Genomic DNA, 17,533 nt, shown 5'->3' on the forward strand with positions numbered 1-17,533 from the left:
GCGTTAGATGACCGGACTGGTGCTGGAGCGATTACTCGCCGACGAGACCCAGACAGCGCGGCTGGGCGAAGATCTGGCGCTGTCGCTGCGCCCAGGCGACGTGCTTGCCCTGAAGGGCGATCTGGGCGCCGGCAAGTCGACGCTGGCGCGGGCCTTGATCAGGACCTTGGCCGACGATGCCGGCCTCGACGTTCCGAGCCCGACCTTCACGCTGGTGCAGAGCTACGACACCCGCATTCCGGTGCATCATTTCGATCTCTACCGCCTGTCCTCGGCCGACGAGATCGATGAGCTTGGTTTCGACGAAGCCTTGGCGCAAGGTGCTGCTTTGGTCGAATGGCCGGAGCGGGCGGAAGCCCATCTGCCGAAAACCACGGTCCTGATCGAGCTCGTCCAGCATGGCGACGGCCGGCTGGCACGATTGTCGGGGCAGGGACCTGCCTTCGATCGGGCCGCACGGTCGCTGGCCATGCGCGACTTTCTCGTGAGCGCCGGCTGGGCGCAAGCGCAGCGCCGCCATTTCATTGGCGATGCTTCTGCCCGCTCTTACGAGATCGTTTCGCTGCCGGGCCAAAAGCCGCAAGTGCTGATGAACTCGCCACGGCTGGTGCTCGGCCCGCCGGTCCGCGACGGCAAGCCCTATGCCGAGATCGCCCACACCGCCCAGTCGGTTTCCGCTTTCGTCGCCATCGACCGCGCCTTGAAGGCAGGCGGCGTCAGCGTTCCGGAAATCCATGCCGAGGACCAGGAGCAGGGATTCCTGCTGCTCGAACATCTTGGCTCGGAAGGGTTCCTCGGCAGCGATGGCCAGCCGCTGCCCGAGCGCTGCGCGGCGGCGGCCGAGCTGCTGGCCATGATGCATGGCAGGACCTGGCCGCAGCGCCTGGAAACAGGGCATGGCGGCTTCCACGATGTCCCGCCTTTCGACCGCGAGGCCATGATGATCGAGGCCGATCTGCTGGTCGACTGGTACGTGCCGGCAATAACGGGCAGCCCGGCAAGCGGTGCCTTGCGCGCCGGCTACCACAAGCAATGGGGCGCGCTCCTCGACCGGCTGCACGGCCGCGAATATACGCTGATGCTGCGCGACTTTCATTCGCCCAACATCATCTGGCGCGGCGACCGTTCAGGGCATGATCGGCTGGGCATCGTCGATTTCCAGGACGCGCTGATCGGCCCGTCCGCCTATGACGTCGCCTCGCTGGCCATGGACGCGCGTGTTACGATGTCGCCCGAGATCGAGAGAAAGACGCTGGATGCCTATGTCGCGGCGCGCCACGTAGCCGGTGCTTTCGACGAGGCAAGCTTCCTGGAATCCTACGCCATCATGGCGGCGCAACGAAATTCCAAGATCCTCGGCATCTTCGTCCGCCTCGAAAAACGCGACGGCAAGCCCTATTATCTAAAACACCTGCCGCGCATTCGCGATTATCTGCGCCGGGCCTTGTCTCATCCGGCGCTGGCAAGCCTGCGCGAGTTCTACGACGCCCACGGTTTGCTGGAGGAGCGAGCGCTGTGACAGCAGGACCGGACACCGCCATCGTACTTGCCGCCGGCCTTGGCAAACGCATGCGGCCGATTACCGACACCATTCCCAAGCCGCTGGTCAGGATTGCCGGCAAGACGTTGCTCGACTGGAGCCTCGACAGCCTGGCTGCCGCCGGTGTCGCGAAGGCCGTGGTCAACGTCCACTATTTTCCCGAACAGATCGTCGCCCATGTCGCCGCCCGCCGCGCGCCAAAAATCGTCATTTCCGATGAGAGCGAACAACTGCTCGATTCCGCCGGCGGCATCGTCAAGGCGCTGCCGGAACTGGGCGAGCGACCCTTCTACATCCTCAATGCCGACACCTTCTGGATCGATGACGGTCCTCTCAATCTCCAGCGCCTCGCCCTTGCATGGGACGCGGCGAAAATGGATATTCTGCTGATGCTGGCGGATCTCCAACAGGCGACCGGACACTGCGGCAGCACCGATTTCCTGGTGGCGCCGGATGGCGGCTTGCGGCGTTCGAAAGGCGACCCGGCGGGGCTGATCTATGCCGGCGCGGCGATCGTCCATCCGCGCCTGTTCAAGGGCGCACCGGCCGGGCCGCACTCGCTCAACGCCTATTTCGATTCCGCCATCGCCGCAGGGCGCCTGTTCGGCATGCCCATGCATGGCCACTGGATCACCGTCGGCACGCCCGATGCCGTACCGCTCGCGGAAGCGGCGGTCGCCGGTGCGCTCATCGAGTCGCAATGAGCGGCTCCAGCCGCGTCTTCTCGATCCCGCCCGGAGCGCCGTTTCTGCCGACGCTTGCCGAGGCGCTGCTTGCCGGTCGTCTTGTTCCGGGGTTTCGATTCGACGGCGACCCGCTCGCTTTGGCCGATGCCACCATCTATGTGCCGACACGCCGTGCCGCGCGTGCCTTGCGGGGTGTCTTCGTCGACAGCCTGGCGGCACGCGGCGGCGGCGGCTCGGCGATCCTGCCGGTCATCCGGCCACTCGGCGAATTCGACGAGGATGAGGCCGCGTTCGAGACCGAGGCATCGGCGGCCATCGATCTGGCGCCGCCGATTTCGGCAACCGAACGCCTGTTGCTGCTGACGCCGCTGGTGCGCGCCTGGAAACGCCGGCTGCCGGCGCATGTCGCCGCCCTTTTCGCCGAGGAGATCGTCATCCCGGCTTCCACCGCCGACGCGATCTGGCTGGCGCGCGATCTCGCCCGGCTCATGGACGAGATCGAGACGGAAGGCACCGACTGGGCCAAGCTCACCGATCTGGTGACCGGCAATCTTGCCGGATGGTGGCAGGTGACGCTCGAATTCCTTGGCATCGTCACCGAAGCCTGGCCGAAATTCCTCGCGGAAAGCGACCGCTCCAATCCGGCCGCGCATCGCAGCGCGCTGATCCGCGCCGAGGCGGCGCGGCTGCAGCGCAATCCGCCTGCCGGCCCGGTCATCGCCGCAGGCTCGACCGGCTCGATACCAGCGACGGCCGAATTGCTTGCCGCGATCGCGCGCCTGCCCGGCGGCGCCATCGTGCTGCCGGGTCTCGACCGGACGCTGGACGAAGCGTCGTTCCAGGCGATTGCCGCGCCTGGCGCGCGTCCAGCCGTACTCGGCCACCCGCAATATGGCTTGGCCAGGCTGATCGGCAAGATCGGCGTATTGCGCGGCGACGTCGAGGAGATTGGCGTGGCCGAACCGCGACGTGCGCTTCGCGCTGCCCTTGTCGGCGAAGCGCTGCGGCCGGCCGAAACCACCGAACTCTGGGCCGAGACACGTGCCGGTTTCCCGGCGTCCGACATTGCCGGCGCCTTCGCCGAGGTGACCTTGCTCGAAGCCGCCAGCGAACGTGATGAGGCCGTGGCCATCGCTGTCGCGCTCAAGCGCGCGGTCGAACATCCCGGCCAAAGGGCGGCTCTCGTCACCGGCGACCGCGCATTGGCGCGGCGCGTCTCGATCGAGCTCCAGCGCTTCGGCGTCGTTGCCGACGATTCCGGTGGCACACCGCTCGCCAACACCCCGGCGGCCAGCCTGCTCAGGCTGGCGCTCGAGGCACTGTTCCGGCCAGGCGATCCGGTTGGCCTGCTGTCGCTGCTCAAGCATCCGCTGCTCGGCCTCGGCCTCGAACGGGCCGATGTGCGCCACGCGGCGGAGCTGATCGAACTGGTGGCGTTGCGCGGCGGCACAGGCCGCCCCGACATCGTTTCGCTACCGGAACTGTTCGAAGCCCGCCTCACCGGCTTGGGCGGCGGCAGCCGACAGCCCTTCTGGTTTTCCCGGCTGACCGTGCGCTCTATCGAAACTGCGCGGAATTTGCTCGAACGTCTCAAGCAGGCGCTGGCGCCGCTCGCAGCCTTCCGAGGCCGGGATGACGCCGACCTTGCCGCGCTTGTCAGGGCCAGTGTCGTGACACTCGAAAATCTCGGCCGCACCGCCGACGGCGGCCTTGGCGAACTCTATGCCGGTGACGCCGGCGAGAAGCTTGCCGAACTGCTGCGCGGGCTGGTCGCGGCTTCGGCTTCGCTGTCCTTCGCGGCGACCGAGTGGCCCGACATCATGGCGGCGCTGATCGCGCCTGAAACGGTCAAGCCGGCACAAGGCACCGACCGGAACATCGCCATCTGGGGCGCGCTGGAAGCCCGGTTGCAGACGGTCGACACGCTGGTCATCGGCGGGCTCAACGAGGGCGTATGGCCGCGCAAGCCAGAGAGCGACCGCTTCATGTCGCGGCTGATGAAGACCGGCATCGACCTCGAGCCGCCCGAGCGGCGTATCGGCCTTGCCGCGCATGATTTCCAGATGGCCATGGGCGCCGGGAAGGTGGTGCTGTCCCGCTCGGCACGTGCCGGCGATGCACCCGCCGTGCCGTCGCGCTGGCTTCAGCGGCTGCTGACCTTCATCGGCAGCGACCAGGCAGCGGAGCTGCGCCGGCGTGGCGACGAGCTGCTCGCCTGGGCGCGCGCGCTGGATGCCGGCCCAAGGCAGGATTTCGCGCCACGGCCGCAGCCGAAGCCGCCGCTGTCGGTGCGCCCGACGCATTTCTCGGTCACCGAGATCGAGACCCTGCGCCGTGATCCCTACGCCGTCTATGCAAGACGCATCCTCGGCCTGATGCCGCTCGATCCGGTCATTCGCGATCCTGGTGCGGCCGAGCGCGGCACGCTGTTTCACGCCATCCTGCACCTGTTCTCAGGCAGCGTCGCCGATCCGCGCGCTCCCGATGCGCTTGCCGGCCTCATCGCCGCCGGCCGCGCCTGCTTTGCCGAAGCCGCCCTTCCGGCCGACGTCGAGGCGGTGTGGTGGCCGCGCTTCGAAAAACTCGCCGCCAACATCATCGAGTGGGAGCGCACGCGCGCTGATGCTGTGACAAGGCGCCATGCCGAGGAGCGCGGCGGAAAGACCGTTGTCGGCCAATCCGGCGTGACGCTGTCCGGCTACGCCGACCGCGTCGACCTTCTGGCCGGCGGCATGGCCGACATACTGGACTACAAGACCGGCTCCTCGCCGTCCAAGGCGCAGGCGCACACACTGCTTGCGCCGCAACTGGCGCTGGAGGGCGCGCTGCTCAGGCGCGGCGCCTTCAAGGATTTGGGCGTGCGTGAGCCCTCTCAGCTGGCTTTCATCAGGCTGAAGCCGAATGGCGAGGTGTTCGAGGAATCCATCCTCGAACACAACCGCCAGCCGCGAACCGCGACCGATCTTGCCGAAGAGGCTTGGGCACGGCTGGAAAAGCTGCTGATCCACTATGCGGACCCTGCGACCGGGTATCTGTCGCGCGCGCTGCCGTTCCGCGAAGGCGAGACGGATGGCGACTACGACCATCTTGCCCGCGTGCTCGAATGGTCGGCAGGCGGCGATGCCGGCGACGAGGGAGCGGAGGCATGAAGAAGGCCTATCCCATTCCCAGCGACACCGCGACCAGCCAGGCCCGCGCCGCCGACCCCGGCAATTCCGCCTGGGTGTCGGCCAATGCCGGCTCCGGCAAGACCCATGTGCTGGCGCAGCGCGTCATCCGGCTGCTGCTGCGCGGCACCGATCCGTCGAAGATCCTGTGCCTGACCTATACGCGCGCCGCCGCCGCCAACATGTCGAACCGGGTCTTTTCGACACTGTCGGAGTGGACGACGCTTGGTGACGTGGATCTGGCGGCAAAGGTCGAGGCGCTGGAGGGGCGCCGGCCCGGTCTCGAGACCATGCGCCGGGCGCGGCGCCTGTTCGCCGAGGCGCTGGAAACGCCCGGCGGGCTGAAGATCCAGACCATCCACGCCTTCTGCGAATCGGTGCTGCACCAGTTCCCGCTGGAGGCCAACATCCCGGCCCATTTCGAGATGCTCGACGGCCAGATGGAGGCATCGCTGTTTGCCGCGGCGCGCCGCGAGATGATTTCGGGCACGTCCGCCGGTGACAGGGATCTGGCCGAGGCTTTTGCCTCCATTCTCGATCGGGGCGGCGAAGCTGGGCTCGACGCCTTGCTGGGTGAGATTGTGCGCAAGCGCGACGGCTTGCGCCAGTTCATCGACGCGGTCGGGCGCGATGGCACGCACTTCCAGGCCCTGTTCGACGAATTCCATTTCCATCCAGGCCAGACAGCCGAGGGCATAGCCGCTTCGGTATGGCCGTTGCCGGGCTTCCTGCCCGACTATTTTGCCGGCTTCGCCCACGCCGCCGAGGCCACCGACGCCAGATCGGTGCTGAACAACATCCTGCCCTATGCGCGGCAGGCCTTTGCCGAGGGCGATCCCATTCGCCGCCTGCAACTGCTCGCGCGAGCCTTCCTCAAGACCGATGGCGACGCTTACGACCCGGCAAAGGCCTTCAAGAAGGCCCTGGTCGACCGGTTGCCGGATCTGGCGGAGCGTTATCTCTCGGCCGCCAACGCCATAGTCGAAACCACCGATCGGCTGGCCCTGTTCCGGATGCTTGAAGGCACGGCTGCCGCGCTGACCATCGCCGACTGGCTGATCGCCCGCTACGAAATGCTGAAGCGCAGCCGCGGCTTTCTCGATTTCAACGACCTGATCACCCGCACCGTCAACCTGCTGGCGCGGCCGGACGCCGGCCCCTGGGTGCAGTACAAGCTCGACCAGGGCATCGACCACATCCTGCTCGACGAGGCGCAGGACACCAGTCCGGACCAATGGGAAGTGGTGAAACGGCTGGCGGAGGAATTCTTTGCCGGCTTTGGCGCACGCGACAGGGTCCATCGCACGGTGTTCGCCGTCGGCGACGAGAAGCAGTCGATCTATTCGTTCCAGGGTGCGGCCCCGGACTCCTTCGCCGACAGCCGGCTGTTGTTTGCCGGACGAGTGCGTGACGCCGAGGCGTCCTTCGCCGACCTCAAGCTGACCTGGTCGTTCCGCTCGACCGACGATGTTCTGACCGCGGTCGACCGCGTCTTCGCCGATCCAGCCGTGCGGCGCGGCATCAGTCATGATCCCGATCCGCTTCGCCACCAGGCGATCCGCACCGACGCGCCGGGCTATGTCGAGGTGTGGCCGTCGGTCGGCGCCGATGTTGTCGATGAGCCCGACGACTGGACGCAAGCCATCGACCATGCCCACGCGCCGGCGGTGCGCGTGGCCGAGAACGTCGCCGCCACCATCGCCGGCTGGATCGGCAGTGGCGAAATCATCGAAGGCCGCGGCAAGCGGCTGCGGCCGGGCGATGTGCTGGTGCTGGTGCGCAAGCGCGATCGCTTCGTCCATGCCCTGACCCGCGCACTCAAACGCCGCGACATTCCGGTTGCCGGCGCCGACCGGTTGAGCCTGCCCGGGCACATCGCGGTCAAGGACCTGATCGCGCTCGGTCACCTCCTCATCCAGCCGCAGGACGATTTGTCGCTTGCCGCCGTGTTGCGCAGCCCGATCTTCGATCTGCCGGAAGAGGCGCTTTTCACGCTCGCCGCGCAGAGGCCGGCCGGCCTGTCATTGATCGCATCGCTGCGACAGCACGCCGGCGAAAGCGAGAGACTGGCGAAGATCGTCGCCCAGGTCGACATCTGGACGAACGAAGCCGCGTTTAAGCCGGTGTTCGAATTCTATGCCGCCCTGCTGGCGCGCGATGGCGTGCGCCGCAAGATGATCGCGCGGCTCGGGCCCGAAGCCGGCGATATTCTCGACGAGTTCCTGAGCTTCTGCCTCGCCGAGGAGCGAACCGGCCTGCCGGGGCTGGAAGCCTTCCTGTCGACGTTGGAAAACGCCGGTCCCGAGATCAAGCGCGAGATGGACCAGACCCGCGACGAGGTCCGGGTCATGACCGTGCACGCCGCCAAGGGCTTGGAAGCGCCCGTCGTGTTCCTGGTCGATGGCGGTTCCGCGCCGTTCAGCGACCAGCATTTGCCGCGCCTGATGCCCTTCGATGGCTCCGGCGCGAACTGGGACGGCAAGGGCTATCTCTGGCGCTCGGCCAGCGACGTCGCCAACGGTTTTTCGAAAGCAGCGGCCTCAAGGGCACGGGAACTCGCCGACGACGAATACCGTCGCCTGCTCTATGTCGGCATGACCCGTGCCGAGGACCGGCTGATCGTCTGCGGCTATCATGGCAAGCGGGCGCCGAACGCCGGCACCTGGCACTCGATCGTCAGCCGCGCGCTGATCGGCGCGTCGGAGAGCGAGCAGCGTGCGCATCCCGCCGGCGGCGAGCCGGTGCACCGTTTCCATGTCACCAAGCTGCCCCCCGTCGCGCCAAGTTCCGCCGAGCAGGTACGGCAGGCCGACGCTTTCGCGCCTTTGCCGGCGACGCTGTTCCGGCCCTTGCTGCCCTTCGAGGATCTGCCGCGTCCGTTGTCGCCATCGGGCGCCTCGGCGCTGATCGACGAAGGCAAGCAAGCCGTTGTCGACAAGGCGTCGCCGGTGCTCGACGCCGACGCCGAGCCCGGCTTTGCCGTGCTGCGTGGGCTCGCCCTCCACAAACTGCTGCAGATGCTGCCCGGTATTGCCGAGCCCGAACGTGCGGGAGCGGCAGAACGCTATCTCTTGCGAACCGGTGCGGACTGGCCGCCATCAGAGCGTGAAAAGGCCCTGGCGTCGGTCACATCGATCCTTGCCGATCCCGGCTTCGGTCAGCTGTTTGCGCCATCGTCGCGTGCCGAGGTTGCGATCATGGGCAGCCTGGAGGTCAAGGGCAAGAAGCGCTCGATTTCCGGCAAGATCGACCGGCTGGCGGTAACGCCGGACACGGTATCGATTGTCGACTACAAGACCAACCGGCCGGCGCCCGCCAGTCTGGCCGAGGTGCCGCCGGCCTATGTCCTGCAGTTGGCGCTCTACCGCGCGCTGTTGCAGCCGCTCTATCCCGGCCGCACGGTCAAGGCGGCCTTGCTGTTCACCGAGGCGCCGCGGCTGATCGAACTGCCTGCCAGCGCCTTGGACGACGCCCTTGCTCGACTCACGGGAGCGTGACACAACACCTGCTTGAAGAAGGGCGCGATCACCACCACATTTGGTGGGACAAAAACTTTCAAAAGGATTTTTCCATATGGCAACCGTGAAGGTCGACAAGAGCAACTTCCAGGCTGACGTGCTTGACGCCAACGTACCGGTCGTCGTCGATTTCTGGGCGGAATGGTGCGGTCCCTGCAAGATGATTGCGCCGGCGCTCGAAGATATCGCCACCGAACTTGGCGCCAAGGTCAAGATCGCCAAGCTCAACATCGACGAGAATCCGGAGCTTGCCGCCCAGTTCGGCGTGCGCTCGATCCCGACGCTGATGATCTTCAAGGGCGGCGAAATGGCCGACATGAAGGTCGGTGCCGCGCCGAAGACCGCGCTGTCGCACTGGATCAATGGCAACCTCGCCTGACCCATCTGAAATTCCTGATATCAAGCCCGGCCTCGCGCCGGGCTTTTTGTTGGCGTCATCGGTGCGTGGCTCTGGCTCTCGCATCCGGGCACTCCATGTCATCTGCTTGAGCCAGACAGGAGAACTCCATGACCGGATCCGCCAAGGCCACCGTCTTCATCGACAACGAGCGCGTCATCGTCACCGAATACCGCTTCGCGCCGGGCGAGAACACCGGCTGGCATCGCCATGGCCACGACTATGTCGTCGTGCCGCTGATGGACGGCAAGGTGAAGCTGTTGACCAAGGACGGCGAATCCTTCGCCGAGATGAAGAAGGGCGCGCCCTATTTCCGCAAGGAGGGCGTAGAGCACGACGTCATCAACGCCAATGAAGGCGAATACGCCTTTATGCGCTGGAAATCCACCGCGTGATGGCACGCCATCAACTGCCACCTTGATGGCAGCAGTGGATCGGCCTATATCCGTTCTAAAAGGGAGTTCGAAATGGCCGAACCACAACTCTCAGTCCGAAGCGCAAAAGCACGCGACCTGGCTCATAGACTTGCTCGTCGTGAAAATCGTTCGATAGCCGATGTGGTCGAACGTGCGCTCGAATCCTACGAAATTCGTGAAGCTGGCCGTGAACCTGCTTCCACCTTCTATGCCAGCTTGACTGCAAACCATGGCGCCGACATCGATCTGGAAAAGATCATTCGCGAAGGCCGCCAGGTTCATTCGGGACTTGAGCTTTGATTTTCGTCGATACCAACGTGATTTCGGAGAGTCTGAAGAAGGCGCCGGACCAAGCTGTCCTGGCATGGCTTGTCCGCAATGACGCTGAACTGGCCCTTCCCACAGTGACGATTGCTGAAATCGCCTTCGGCATCCAAAAAATACGGCCTGATGAGCGTGCCGATCGGCTGGAGCAGGGACTTTCCCGGTGGCGCCATCGATTTGCCGGCCGGATTTTTGGACTGACTGAAGATGCTGCCTTGGCTTACGGCGAGATCATGGGGGCCGCGACACGCCAAGGTCGCGGTATGTCAGCCCCCGATGGCATGATTGCGGCGATAGCGCGCGTGAACGGTGGCCGGCTGGCAACGCGCAATCTCAGCGACTTTGGCACCACCAGCCTTGATCTGATCTCACCGTGGGATTTCTGAAGGTCGAAAGCCAAGGTTCGGCCTCAGCCGCCGCAGCCACCCAAGGCATGAATAGTCGCCTGCTTCAGGTCGGCGGGGTGCCGTTCTCGGCCAGCACCGCTCCGGTCAGATACAACGAACCGCTGATCAGGATGCGTGGCGACGGGCCGTCCCAGGTGTCGCGCAGCAGCATCAGCGCGCTGGCGACGGAACTCACCGGCTCGGCGGTCAGCCCGGCTTCCGTTGCGCGGATCGCCAGTTCGTCGTTCGGCACGCCGGCCTCGCTGAGGCTCACCGGCACCGTGTAGACATGCCGGGCGAGGCCCTTGAAGGCACGGAAATAGCCGCTCTGGTCCTTGGTGTTGATCATGCCCGAGATGAGGAACAGCGGACGCGGGTTCTTCTCTTCCTGCTCGGCCAGCGCTTCGGCAACCACCACGCCGGCGCCCGGATTGTGGCCGCCGTCGAGCCAGATATCGGCGCCCTTGGGTGCCAGTTCGGCCAGCCGGCCCTGCACGAGCTTCTGCATGCGGCCGGGCCAGGCGACATTGACCATCGCCTTTTCGGCGGCGCGATGGCTGATCTCGAAACCGGCCGCTTTGACCGCGGCGATCGCCGCCGCCGCATTGGCGAACTGGTGGCGGCCGGGCAGCCTGGGCGGCGGCAAGTCCATCAAGCCGTCTTCGTCCTGGTAGACCATGCGGCCGTTTTCCTCGAAGGCAAGGAAGTCCTGGCCGTAGACGAAGGTGGGGCATTCAAGCCGCTCGGCGGTTTCGATCAGCACCTGCAGAGCCGTTTCGCTCTCCTGCGCGCCGATGACCACCGGACAGCCGGGCTTGATGATGCCGGCCTTTTCGGCCGCGATCAGTTCGACACGGTCGCCGAGATAGGCCTCGTGGTCGAGCGACACCGGCATGATCACCGACACGGCCGGCTCCTTGATGACATTGGTCGCGTCGAAGCGGCCGCCGAGCCCGACTTCGATGATGGCGGCGTCGGCCTGGTGTTCGGAAAACAACAGGAAGGTGACGGCGGTGAGGATCTCGAAGACGGTGATCTTCTCGCCTTCATTGGCCCTGGCCGCACGGGCAATGGCATCGGCGAAAACCCTGTCCTCGACCAGCCTGCCGCCGCCATCGGCGGCCAGCCGGTAACGCTCATGCCAGTTGACCAGATGCGGCGAGGTGTGGACATGGACGCGGTAGTCCGCAGCCTCGAGCAGGGCGCGTGAAAAGGCTGCGCACGAACCTTTGCCGTTGGTGCCGGCGATGTGGATGACCGGGGGCAGCCGGTCCTGCGGATTGTCAAGCCGCTCCAGCAGCCGCGAAATGCGGTCGAGCGAAAGGTCGAAGCCTTTCGGATGAAGCGCCATCAGGGCTTCGATTTCGCGGTCGGCGGCAAGCGTCGTCATGGTGGAATCCTAGCGCATGAGCCTGAAAACCAGAATCGGTTTCGGATGGCCATGGCAATCAAAGGCTACAGCGCGCCGAAGCCTTCGTGCAATCGCGGTCGCGGCGCTTCGTGTCGCTTCAGGCTTGCGGCCGAGCTTCCGCGGCAACCACCGCCGGCGGCAGGATTTCCGGCTCCAGCGTTTTTTGCTCTTCCGGCAGCTTGAGCAGCATCTTGAGCAGGCGCGCGATCGTTTCACGCATTTCCAGCCTGGATACGACCATGTCGACCATGCCGTGCTCCATCAGATATTCGGAGCGCTGGAAGCCATCGGGCAGTTTCTCGCGGATCGTCTGTTCGATGACGCGCGGTCCGGCAAAGCCGATCAGCGCGCCGGGCTCGGCGATGTGCACGTCGCCCAGCATGGCGTAGGAGGCGGTCACGCCGCCCGTGGTCGGGTTGGTCAAAACGACGATGTAGGGCAGGCCGGCTTCCTTCAGCCGGTCGACACCGACCGTTGTCCGAGGCAATTGCATCAGGGACAAAATACCTTCCTGCATGCGGGCGCCGCCGGAAGCAGCAAACAGGATCAGCGGCCGCTTGCGCTGCAGGGCCACTTCGAAGCCGTGCACGATGGCGTCGCCGGCGGCCATGCCGAGCGAACCGCCCATGAAGGCGAAGTCCTGCACCGTGACCACAACCGGAAGACCCTCGACGGTGCCCAGCGCATTGATGATCGCGTCCTCAAGGCCGGTCTTGGCCTTGGCGTCCTTCAACCGGTCGACATAGCGCTTCTCGTCGCGGAATTTCAGCGGATCCTGCATGACCTTGGGGTTGTCCAGGGTCTCGTATTTGCCGCCATCGAAGAAGAATTTCAGCCGCTCCTTGGCCGAGATCTTCATGTGATGACCGGACGAGGGAATGACGAACTGGTTCGATTCCAGGTCCTTGTGGAACACCATCTCGCCGGTCTCCGGATCCTTGATCCAGAGATTCTCGGGCATGTCGGTGCGCCGGCCGAGCATCGAATTGATCTTCGGGCGAACGTAATTGGTGATCCAGTTCATCGCTTCGGCTCCTGTCCTGACGAAGAGTTGCTAATGCATGTCGCCCAAAAGTGGGAACCGGTTCTGGGATAACGGCATGCACAAGACCTGACGTAGGGAAACTATTCGGCAGCAGCAAGGCGGGCCGAGCGCACGCCTTGCGCTAGGCCGCTGACCAGCGTGGCGACGGCCTCGGCCGGATCGGCGGTCTTCTCGGCCTTCGGCCCCAGCACATTGGCCACCGCATTGACGATCGCGGTGCCGACGACGACGCCGTCGGCATTGGCGCCGATCACCCGGGCCTGCTCGGCGGTCTTGACGCCGAAGCCGACGCAGACCGGCAGGTCGGTGTGGCCCTTGATGCGCTTGACCGCCGCCGCCACCTTGCCGGTGTCGGCCAGTGCCGAGCCGGTGATGCCGGTCATCGACACGTAATAGACGAAGCCCGACGTGTTCTGCAGCACCTTGGGCAGGCGTTTGTCGTCGGTGGTCGGCGTCGCCAGCCGGATGAAGTTGATGCCGGCTTTCAATGCCGGAATGCACAGTTCCTCATCCATCTCCGGGGGCAGGTCGACGACGATCAGCCCGTCGATGCCGCTGGCGATCGCGTCCTTGAGGAAGCGGTCGACGCCATAGATGTAGATCGGATTGTAGTAGCCCATCAGCACGATCGGCGTTTCATTGTCGCCGGCGCGGAAGTCGGCCGCCATCTTCAGCGTCTTGGCCAGCGTCTGGCCGCCTTTCAGCGCCCGCAAGCCCGCCGCCTGGATCGCCGGGCCGTCGGCCATCGGATCGGAAAACGGCATGCCGAGCTCGATAATATCGGAACCTGCGCCCGGCAACGCCTTCATGATCGACAAAGAGGTGTCGTAGTCGGGGTCGCCGCCCATGAAATAGGTGACGAGCGCCGGGCGGCCTTCGGTCCTGAGCTTCGCCATGCGGCGGTCGATGCGGGTGGCCATGATCAGATCTCCATGCCCAGCATGCTGGCCACCGTGTGCACGTCCTTGTCGCCACGGCCGGACAGGTTGACGATGACGATCTGATCCTTGTTCATGGCAGGCACGATCTTCACCGCATGCGCGATGGCATGCGCCGATTCCAGCGCCGGGATGATGCCTTCGACGCGCGTCGTCAGCTTGAAAGCCTCCAGCGCCTCGTCATCGAGAATGGGTACATATTCGACCCGGCCTGAATCGCGCAGCCAGGAATGCTCCGGCCCGACGCCGGGATAGTCGAGGCCCGCCGAGATCGAATGGCCGTCCATGATCTGGCCGTCGGCGTTCTGCAGGAGATAGGTGCGGTTGCCATGCAGCACGCCGGGCGCGCCGGCATTCATCGAGGCGCAATGCTCGATGCCGTCGAGACCGCGACCGCCGGCTTCGATGCCGATGATGCGGACCTCCTTGTCGTCTAGGAAGGGATGGAACAGGCCGATGGCGTTCGAGCCACCGCCGACAGCGGCGATGATGGTGTCGGGCAGCCGGCCTTCCTGCTCGAGGATCTGTGCCCGCGCCTCGATGCCGATCACCGACTGGAAGTCGCGCACCAGCTCCGGATAGGGGTGCGGGCCGGCGGCGGTGCCGATCAGGTAATAAGTGTCCTCGACATTGGTCACCCAGTCGCGCAACGCCTCGTTCATGGCGTCCTTCAGCGTGCCGTGGCCGGCGGTCACCGGGCGCACTTCGGCGCCGAGCAGCTTCATGCGGAAGACGTTCGGGCTTTGCCGGGCAACGTCTGTGGCGCCCATGTAGACGACGCAGGGAAAGCCGAAGCGGGCCGCAACCGTGGCCGAGGCCACGCCGTGCTGGCCGGCGCCGGTCTCGGCGATGATGCGCTTCTTGCCCATGCGCTTGGCCAGCAGGATCTGGCCGAGGCAGTTGTTGATCTTGTGCGAACCGGTGTGGTTCAAATCCTCCCGCTTGAAGTAGACCTTCGCGCCGCCCGCGAGGCCCCTGGCCGAGGAAACCTCACGAAGATGCTTCGTGAGGCCTTCGGCGAAATAAAGCTTCGACGGCCGTCCGGCATAGTGGGTCGACAGGTCAGTCAGCTCAGCCCTGAAATCCGCATCGTTCTTGACCTCGTTCCAGTGCCGCTCCAGATCGAGGATCAGCGGCATCAGCGTTTCGGCAACGAAACGACCGCCGAAAATGCCGAACATGCCCTGTTCGTCGGGCCCGGTGCGGAAGGAATTGGGTGTCGCCGGCTTGTTCATCGCCGATCTCCTGGCATCTTGACTATGAGGCATGTCCTTGTCGGAAAACCGGTTCCCACTTTTCCGGGACATGCTCTGGTTTGAGGCACCACTAGGCTGCGCGGGTGTTCCGCGCGGCCCTGACGGCCCGGAAAAACTGTTCGATCAGCGCCGGATCCTTGACGCCCGGCGCGCTTTCCACGCCTGAAGAAATGTCGATCCCAGGCGGGTTGGCAAGCCGAAGGGCATCGCCGATATTGGCGGCGTTGAGCCCACCGGAAAGCATGTAATCGACGCCGCCGTCAAGGCCGGCGAGAATGCGCCAGTCGAAGGCAACACCATTGCCGCCCGGCAGTTCGGAGCCTTTCGGCGGCTTGGCGTCGAACAGGAACCGGTCGGCTATGCCGATGAATGGCTTCATTCGTTCGAGATCGGCGGCCTCGCTGAGCGGCAGCGCCTTCATCACCGGCAGGCCATAGCGGGCTTTGACCTCGGCGACGCGCTCGGGCGTTTCCGCGCCGTGCAGCTGCAGCATGTCGGGCTGCATTTTGGCAACGATTTCATCCAGGAAGGCGTCGCCGGCATCGACGGTGACGGCAACCGCCATCGCCTTGCCGCGCGCGGCCTCGCGCAGACGGCCAGCCTCGGCAGGTTCGACATAGCGCGGGCTTTTGGCGAAGAAGATAAACCCGACATGGCTGGCGCCGCCGGCCAGCGCCGCGGCCATTGCCGCGTCGGTCTTCAAGCCGCAGATTTTGATGTCGAGTGCCATGGCGCGGGAATTGGCATGAAAAGCGATAAGAGTCGAGAAAAAGCATGCTGTTTGCCGGCACGGCCAAAGGCGCTACCTATGGATGGACAGGACGCAAGGCGGGAGCACGATCATGGCCGACAGAACCGTAGCCGAACTCAGGCAGAAGATTGCGCAGGCGCGCGAGGTCATCGCGCATCTGATCGACAAGGCCGCATTCAATGGCGCCGAGGCGCACCGCGCGCTCGACTATTTCGGCGGCGATGAGTTCGACGGCAATTTCCTGCCGTGGCCGCATCATGGCGATGAGGGGTTGCGGCCCGAAGACTTGAACGCCGCCAACGACGATTGAGCGATCTACTCGAACATGATCGCCTGCAGCGCACCGCCATTGCGCTTCAGCCAGTCCTTGCAGCGATCGGTGTCGGGGCAGAGCTTTTCGCACAGTTTCCAGAATTTCGGGCCGTGGTTCATCTCCTTGAGATGCGCCACTTCATGCGCGACGAGATAGTTGATGACCGGCGACGGCGCCATCATGATGCGCCAGGAAAAGGACAGATTGCCTTCGGAGGTGCATGACCCCCAGCGGCTTGACGTGTCCTTGAAGCGGATCGCCTTGGCGCGCTTGCCAAGCGCCTCGGTGTGCTTGGCCACCAGCTTCTCGATTTCCTTCTTGGCCTCGCGCTTGAGGAAATCGGCGAGGCGGCGCGGCAGATGTATGCGGTCGCCATGCACGATCAAGAGCGGACCACGTTCGTCGCGCGACACGGTGACGGTGCCGCGCTTTGACGGTTCATGGACGATGCGGTGCGGCACGCCGCGCACCGGGATCCTGATGCCGGGCCGCACCTGCGGCCGCGTCGGCACCTTGGCCAGTCGCTGCTCCAGCCAGTCCTGATGCCGCTCGAGGAACCTGTCCACTTCGCCGCGGCGCAGGCCTGGCGGCACGGTGATGCGCAGACCCTGGCCGCCTGAATCGATACGCAGCGTCATTCGGCGCGCCCTGGCGCTCTCGACGATCTTGAGCGGCAGCGTGCGGCCGGCGACGCAATATTCGCGCTCCACGACAGGCGTGGGCTTGGGCTTTGTCAGATTGCGAAAGAAGCCGAGAGTCATGGCGGGACGATACGCGATTCGAGAAAAACGACTAGAACAAAAAAGAAACGGCGCCGCTCGCGCGACGCCGTTTTTTTACGATGTGACCAGTCGCCGGATCTCAGTCGTCAAGCAGGTTCGAACCCTTGCCACGCTTGGTGGTCGTCGTTCCAGTGCCCGGATCGGTCTTCGTCGGAGCCGTCGACTTGTTGCGGTTGGCCATGAACCGGTCGAACTCGTCCTGGTCCTTGGCGCGGCGCAATTCGCGGGCGTATTCGTCGAACTGGGTCAGCATCTCGTCGAGCTTGCGGCGCTCTTCGTTCAGCCGCTCAAGTTCCTTTTCGCGCCAGTCGTCGAAAGCGACGTTGCCGGTGCGGGCGGAACCATTGCCCCAGCGCGCGGCCTTGTCGGAACCGCGGCGGCAACCGGCGAAGATGCCGTCGGTCGCGCGGTTGACGTCACGCTTGAAGCCATCGAGGCGGTCGCCCCAGATGATGTAGGCGAGCATGGCGAAGCCGAGTGGCCAGAACACCATGAAACCCACAACCATCAACGCGATGGTTGCCGGCGTCCAGGCCGGACGGATCAATGCGGATGTGTTCATTTTCTCCCATTCCTTCGGTTGGAGACAGCCAAACCCGGCTG

At 65.0% G+C, this 17,533-nt stretch carries 16 protein-coding genes; 9 read left to right on the forward strand and 7 right to left on the reverse strand.

All coding sequences use genetic code 11. The features are described 5' to 3' along the window. Positions 1 to 7: 7 nt before the first annotated feature. The 8 genes from tsaE to EN955_RS05395 all read left to right on the forward strand — a co-directional run bounded on the left by tsaE (position 8) and on the right by EN955_RS05395 (position 10,434). Entirely contained in the window at positions 8 to 1,519 is a 1,512-nt protein-coding gene (gene tsaE, locus EN955_RS05360; protein ID WP_024501989.1) for a tRNA (adenosine(37)-N6)-threonylcarbamoyltransferase complex ATPase subunit type 1 TsaE, read from the forward strand. Then, positions 1,516 to 2,244 carry a nucleotidyltransferase family protein gene (locus tag EN955_RS05365; RefSeq protein ID WP_024501988.1) on the forward strand — a complete coding sequence of 243 codons (729 nt, stop codon included), beginning with the start codon at positions 1,516 to 1,518 and terminating at the stop codon, positions 2,242 to 2,244. Before tsaE ends, EN955_RS05365 begins: the two co-directional genes overlap by 4 nt. Continuing rightward, positions 2,241 to 5,375, forward strand: coding sequence for a double-strand break repair protein AddB (gene addB, locus EN955_RS05370; RefSeq protein ID WP_024501987.1), 3,135 nt, complete (start codon positions 2,241 to 2,243; stop codon positions 5,373 to 5,375). Before EN955_RS05365 ends, addB begins: the two co-directional genes overlap by 4 nt. After that, positions 5,372 to 8,890, forward strand: coding sequence for a double-strand break repair helicase AddA (gene addA, locus EN955_RS05375; protein WP_024501986.1), 3,519 nt, complete (start codon positions 5,372 to 5,374; stop codon positions 8,888 to 8,890). The genes addB and addA overlap by 4 nt, the downstream gene beginning before the upstream one ends. Positions 8,891 to 8,966: 76 nt before the next feature. Beyond that, the gene (gene trxA / locus EN955_RS05380) at positions 8,967 to 9,290 is read left to right on the forward strand and encodes a thioredoxin (protein WP_013528326.1); all 324 of its coding nucleotides are present in this window, start codon (positions 8,967 to 8,969) and stop codon (positions 9,288 to 9,290) included. A 128-nt stretch (positions 9,291 to 9,418) separates the two neighbouring features. Beyond that, the gene (locus tag EN955_RS05385; RefSeq protein WP_024501985.1) at positions 9,419 to 9,703 is read left to right on the forward strand and encodes a cupin; all 285 of its coding nucleotides are present in this window, start codon (positions 9,419 to 9,421) and stop codon (positions 9,701 to 9,703) included. Positions 9,704 to 9,775: 72 nt separating this feature from the next. Continuing rightward, on the forward strand, positions 9,776 to 10,024 hold the full coding sequence (locus EN955_RS05390) for a type II toxin-antitoxin system VapB family antitoxin (protein ID WP_013528324.1): 249 nt from the start codon (positions 9,776 to 9,778) through the stop codon (positions 10,022 to 10,024). Then, complete coding sequence (locus EN955_RS05395) at positions 10,021 to 10,434, forward strand: type II toxin-antitoxin system VapC family toxin (RefSeq protein WP_013528323.1); 414 nt, start codon at positions 10,021 to 10,023, stop codon at positions 10,432 to 10,434. The genes EN955_RS05390 and EN955_RS05395 overlap by 4 nt, the downstream gene beginning before the upstream one ends. A gap of 64 nt (positions 10,435 to 10,498) precedes the next feature. Here EN955_RS05395 and EN955_RS05400 read toward each other — a convergent pair whose 3' ends face one another. From EN955_RS05400 to EN955_RS05420, 5 genes are all read right to left on the reverse strand, one after another. Next, positions 10,499 to 11,824, reverse strand: coding sequence for a folylpolyglutamate synthase/dihydrofolate synthase family protein (locus tag EN955_RS05400; RefSeq protein WP_024501984.1), 1,326 nt, complete (start codon positions 11,822 to 11,824; stop codon positions 10,499 to 10,501). Positions 11,825 to 11,942: 118 nt separating this feature from the next. Beyond that, positions 11,943 to 12,869 (reverse strand): acetyl-CoA carboxylase, carboxyltransferase subunit beta, encoded by a 927-nt coding sequence (accD, locus tag EN955_RS05405; RefSeq protein ID WP_013528321.1) that lies wholly within the window; start codon positions 12,867 to 12,869, stop codon positions 11,943 to 11,945. 101 nt (positions 12,870 to 12,970) lie between these two features. Further along, positions 12,971 to 13,810 carry a tryptophan synthase subunit alpha gene (gene trpA, locus EN955_RS05410; protein WP_024501983.1) on the reverse strand — a complete coding sequence of 280 codons (840 nt, stop codon included), beginning with the start codon at positions 13,808 to 13,810 and terminating at the stop codon, positions 12,971 to 12,973. 2 nt (positions 13,811 to 13,812) lie between these two features. After that, positions 13,813 to 15,063, reverse strand: coding sequence for a tryptophan synthase subunit beta (gene trpB / locus EN955_RS05415; RefSeq protein WP_024501982.1), 1,251 nt, complete (start codon positions 15,061 to 15,063; stop codon positions 13,813 to 13,815). A 91-nt stretch (positions 15,064 to 15,154) separates the two neighbouring features. Continuing rightward, complete coding sequence (locus tag EN955_RS05420) at positions 15,155 to 15,814, reverse strand: phosphoribosylanthranilate isomerase (RefSeq protein WP_024501981.1); 660 nt, start codon at positions 15,812 to 15,814, stop codon at positions 15,155 to 15,157. Positions 15,815 to 15,926: 112 nt separating this feature from the next. On the opposite strand from EN955_RS05420, the gene EN955_RS05425 reads away from it, so the two are divergent. Continuing rightward, positions 15,927 to 16,145 (forward strand): hypothetical protein, encoded by a 219-nt coding sequence (locus tag EN955_RS05425; RefSeq protein ID WP_013528317.1) that lies wholly within the window; start codon positions 15,927 to 15,929, stop codon positions 16,143 to 16,145. A gap of 5 nt (positions 16,146 to 16,150) precedes the next feature. On the opposite strand, the gene EN955_RS05430 is transcribed toward EN955_RS05425, so the two are convergent. Continuing rightward, positions 16,151 to 16,909, reverse strand: coding sequence for a M48 family metallopeptidase (locus EN955_RS05430; RefSeq protein WP_013528316.1), 759 nt, complete (start codon positions 16,907 to 16,909; stop codon positions 16,151 to 16,153). A gap of 100 nt (positions 16,910 to 17,009) precedes the next feature. Further along, a complete protein-coding gene (locus EN955_RS05435; RefSeq protein ID WP_013528315.1) occupies positions 17,010 to 17,492 on the reverse strand; it encodes a DUF2852 domain-containing protein in 483 nt (160 codons plus the stop codon). Between the last annotated feature and the right edge of the window lie 41 nt (positions 17,493 to 17,533).

The organism is Mesorhizobium sp. M7A.F.Ca.CA.001.04.2.1 (assembly GCF_003998485.1).
Taxonomy (GTDB): Bacteria; Pseudomonadota; Alphaproteobacteria; order Rhizobiales; family Rhizobiaceae; genus Mesorhizobium; species Mesorhizobium ciceri.

Coding starts and splice junctions, on each gene's coding strand:
- tsaE (WP_024501989.1), top strand. CDS start 8: ATGACCGGACTGGTGCTGGAGCGATTACTCGCCGACGAGACCCAGACA.
- addB (WP_024501987.1), top strand. CDS start 2,241: ATGAGCGGCTCCAGCCGCGTCTTCTCGATCCCGCCCGGAGCGCCGTTT.
- addA (WP_024501986.1), top strand. CDS start 5,372: ATGAAGAAGGCCTATCCCATTCCCAGCGACACCGCGACCAGCCAGGCC.
- trxA (WP_013528326.1), top strand. CDS start 8,967: ATGGCAACCGTGAAGGTCGACAAGAGCAACTTCCAGGCTGACGTGCTT.
- EN955_RS05385 (WP_024501985.1), top strand. CDS start 9,419: ATGACCGGATCCGCCAAGGCCACCGTCTTCATCGACAACGAGCGCGTC.
- EN955_RS05390 (WP_013528324.1), top strand. CDS start 9,776: ATGGCCGAACCACAACTCTCAGTCCGAAGCGCAAAAGCACGCGACCTG.
- EN955_RS05400 (WP_024501984.1), bottom strand. CDS start 11,824: ATGACGACGCTTGCCGCCGACCGCGAAATCGAAGCCCTGATGGCGCTT.
- accD (WP_013528321.1), bottom strand. CDS start 12,869: ATGAACTGGATCACCAATTACGTTCGCCCGAAGATCAATTCGATGCTC.
- trpA (WP_024501983.1), bottom strand. CDS start 13,810: ATGGCCACCCGCATCGACCGCCGCATGGCGAAGCTCAGGACCGAAGGC.
- trpB (WP_024501982.1), bottom strand. CDS start 15,063: ATGAACAAGCCGGCGACACCCAATTCCTTCCGCACCGGGCCCGACGAA.
- EN955_RS05420 (WP_024501981.1), bottom strand. CDS start 15,814: ATGGCACTCGACATCAAAATCTGCGGCTTGAAGACCGACGCGGCAATG.
- EN955_RS05425 (WP_013528317.1), top strand. CDS start 15,927: ATGGCCGACAGAACCGTAGCCGAACTCAGGCAGAAGATTGCGCAGGCG.
- EN955_RS05430 (WP_013528316.1), bottom strand. CDS start 16,909: ATGACTCTCGGCTTCTTTCGCAATCTGACAAAGCCCAAGCCCACGCCT.
- EN955_RS05435 (WP_013528315.1), bottom strand. CDS start 17,492: ATGAACACATCCGCATTGATCCGTCCGGCCTGGACGCCGGCAACCATC.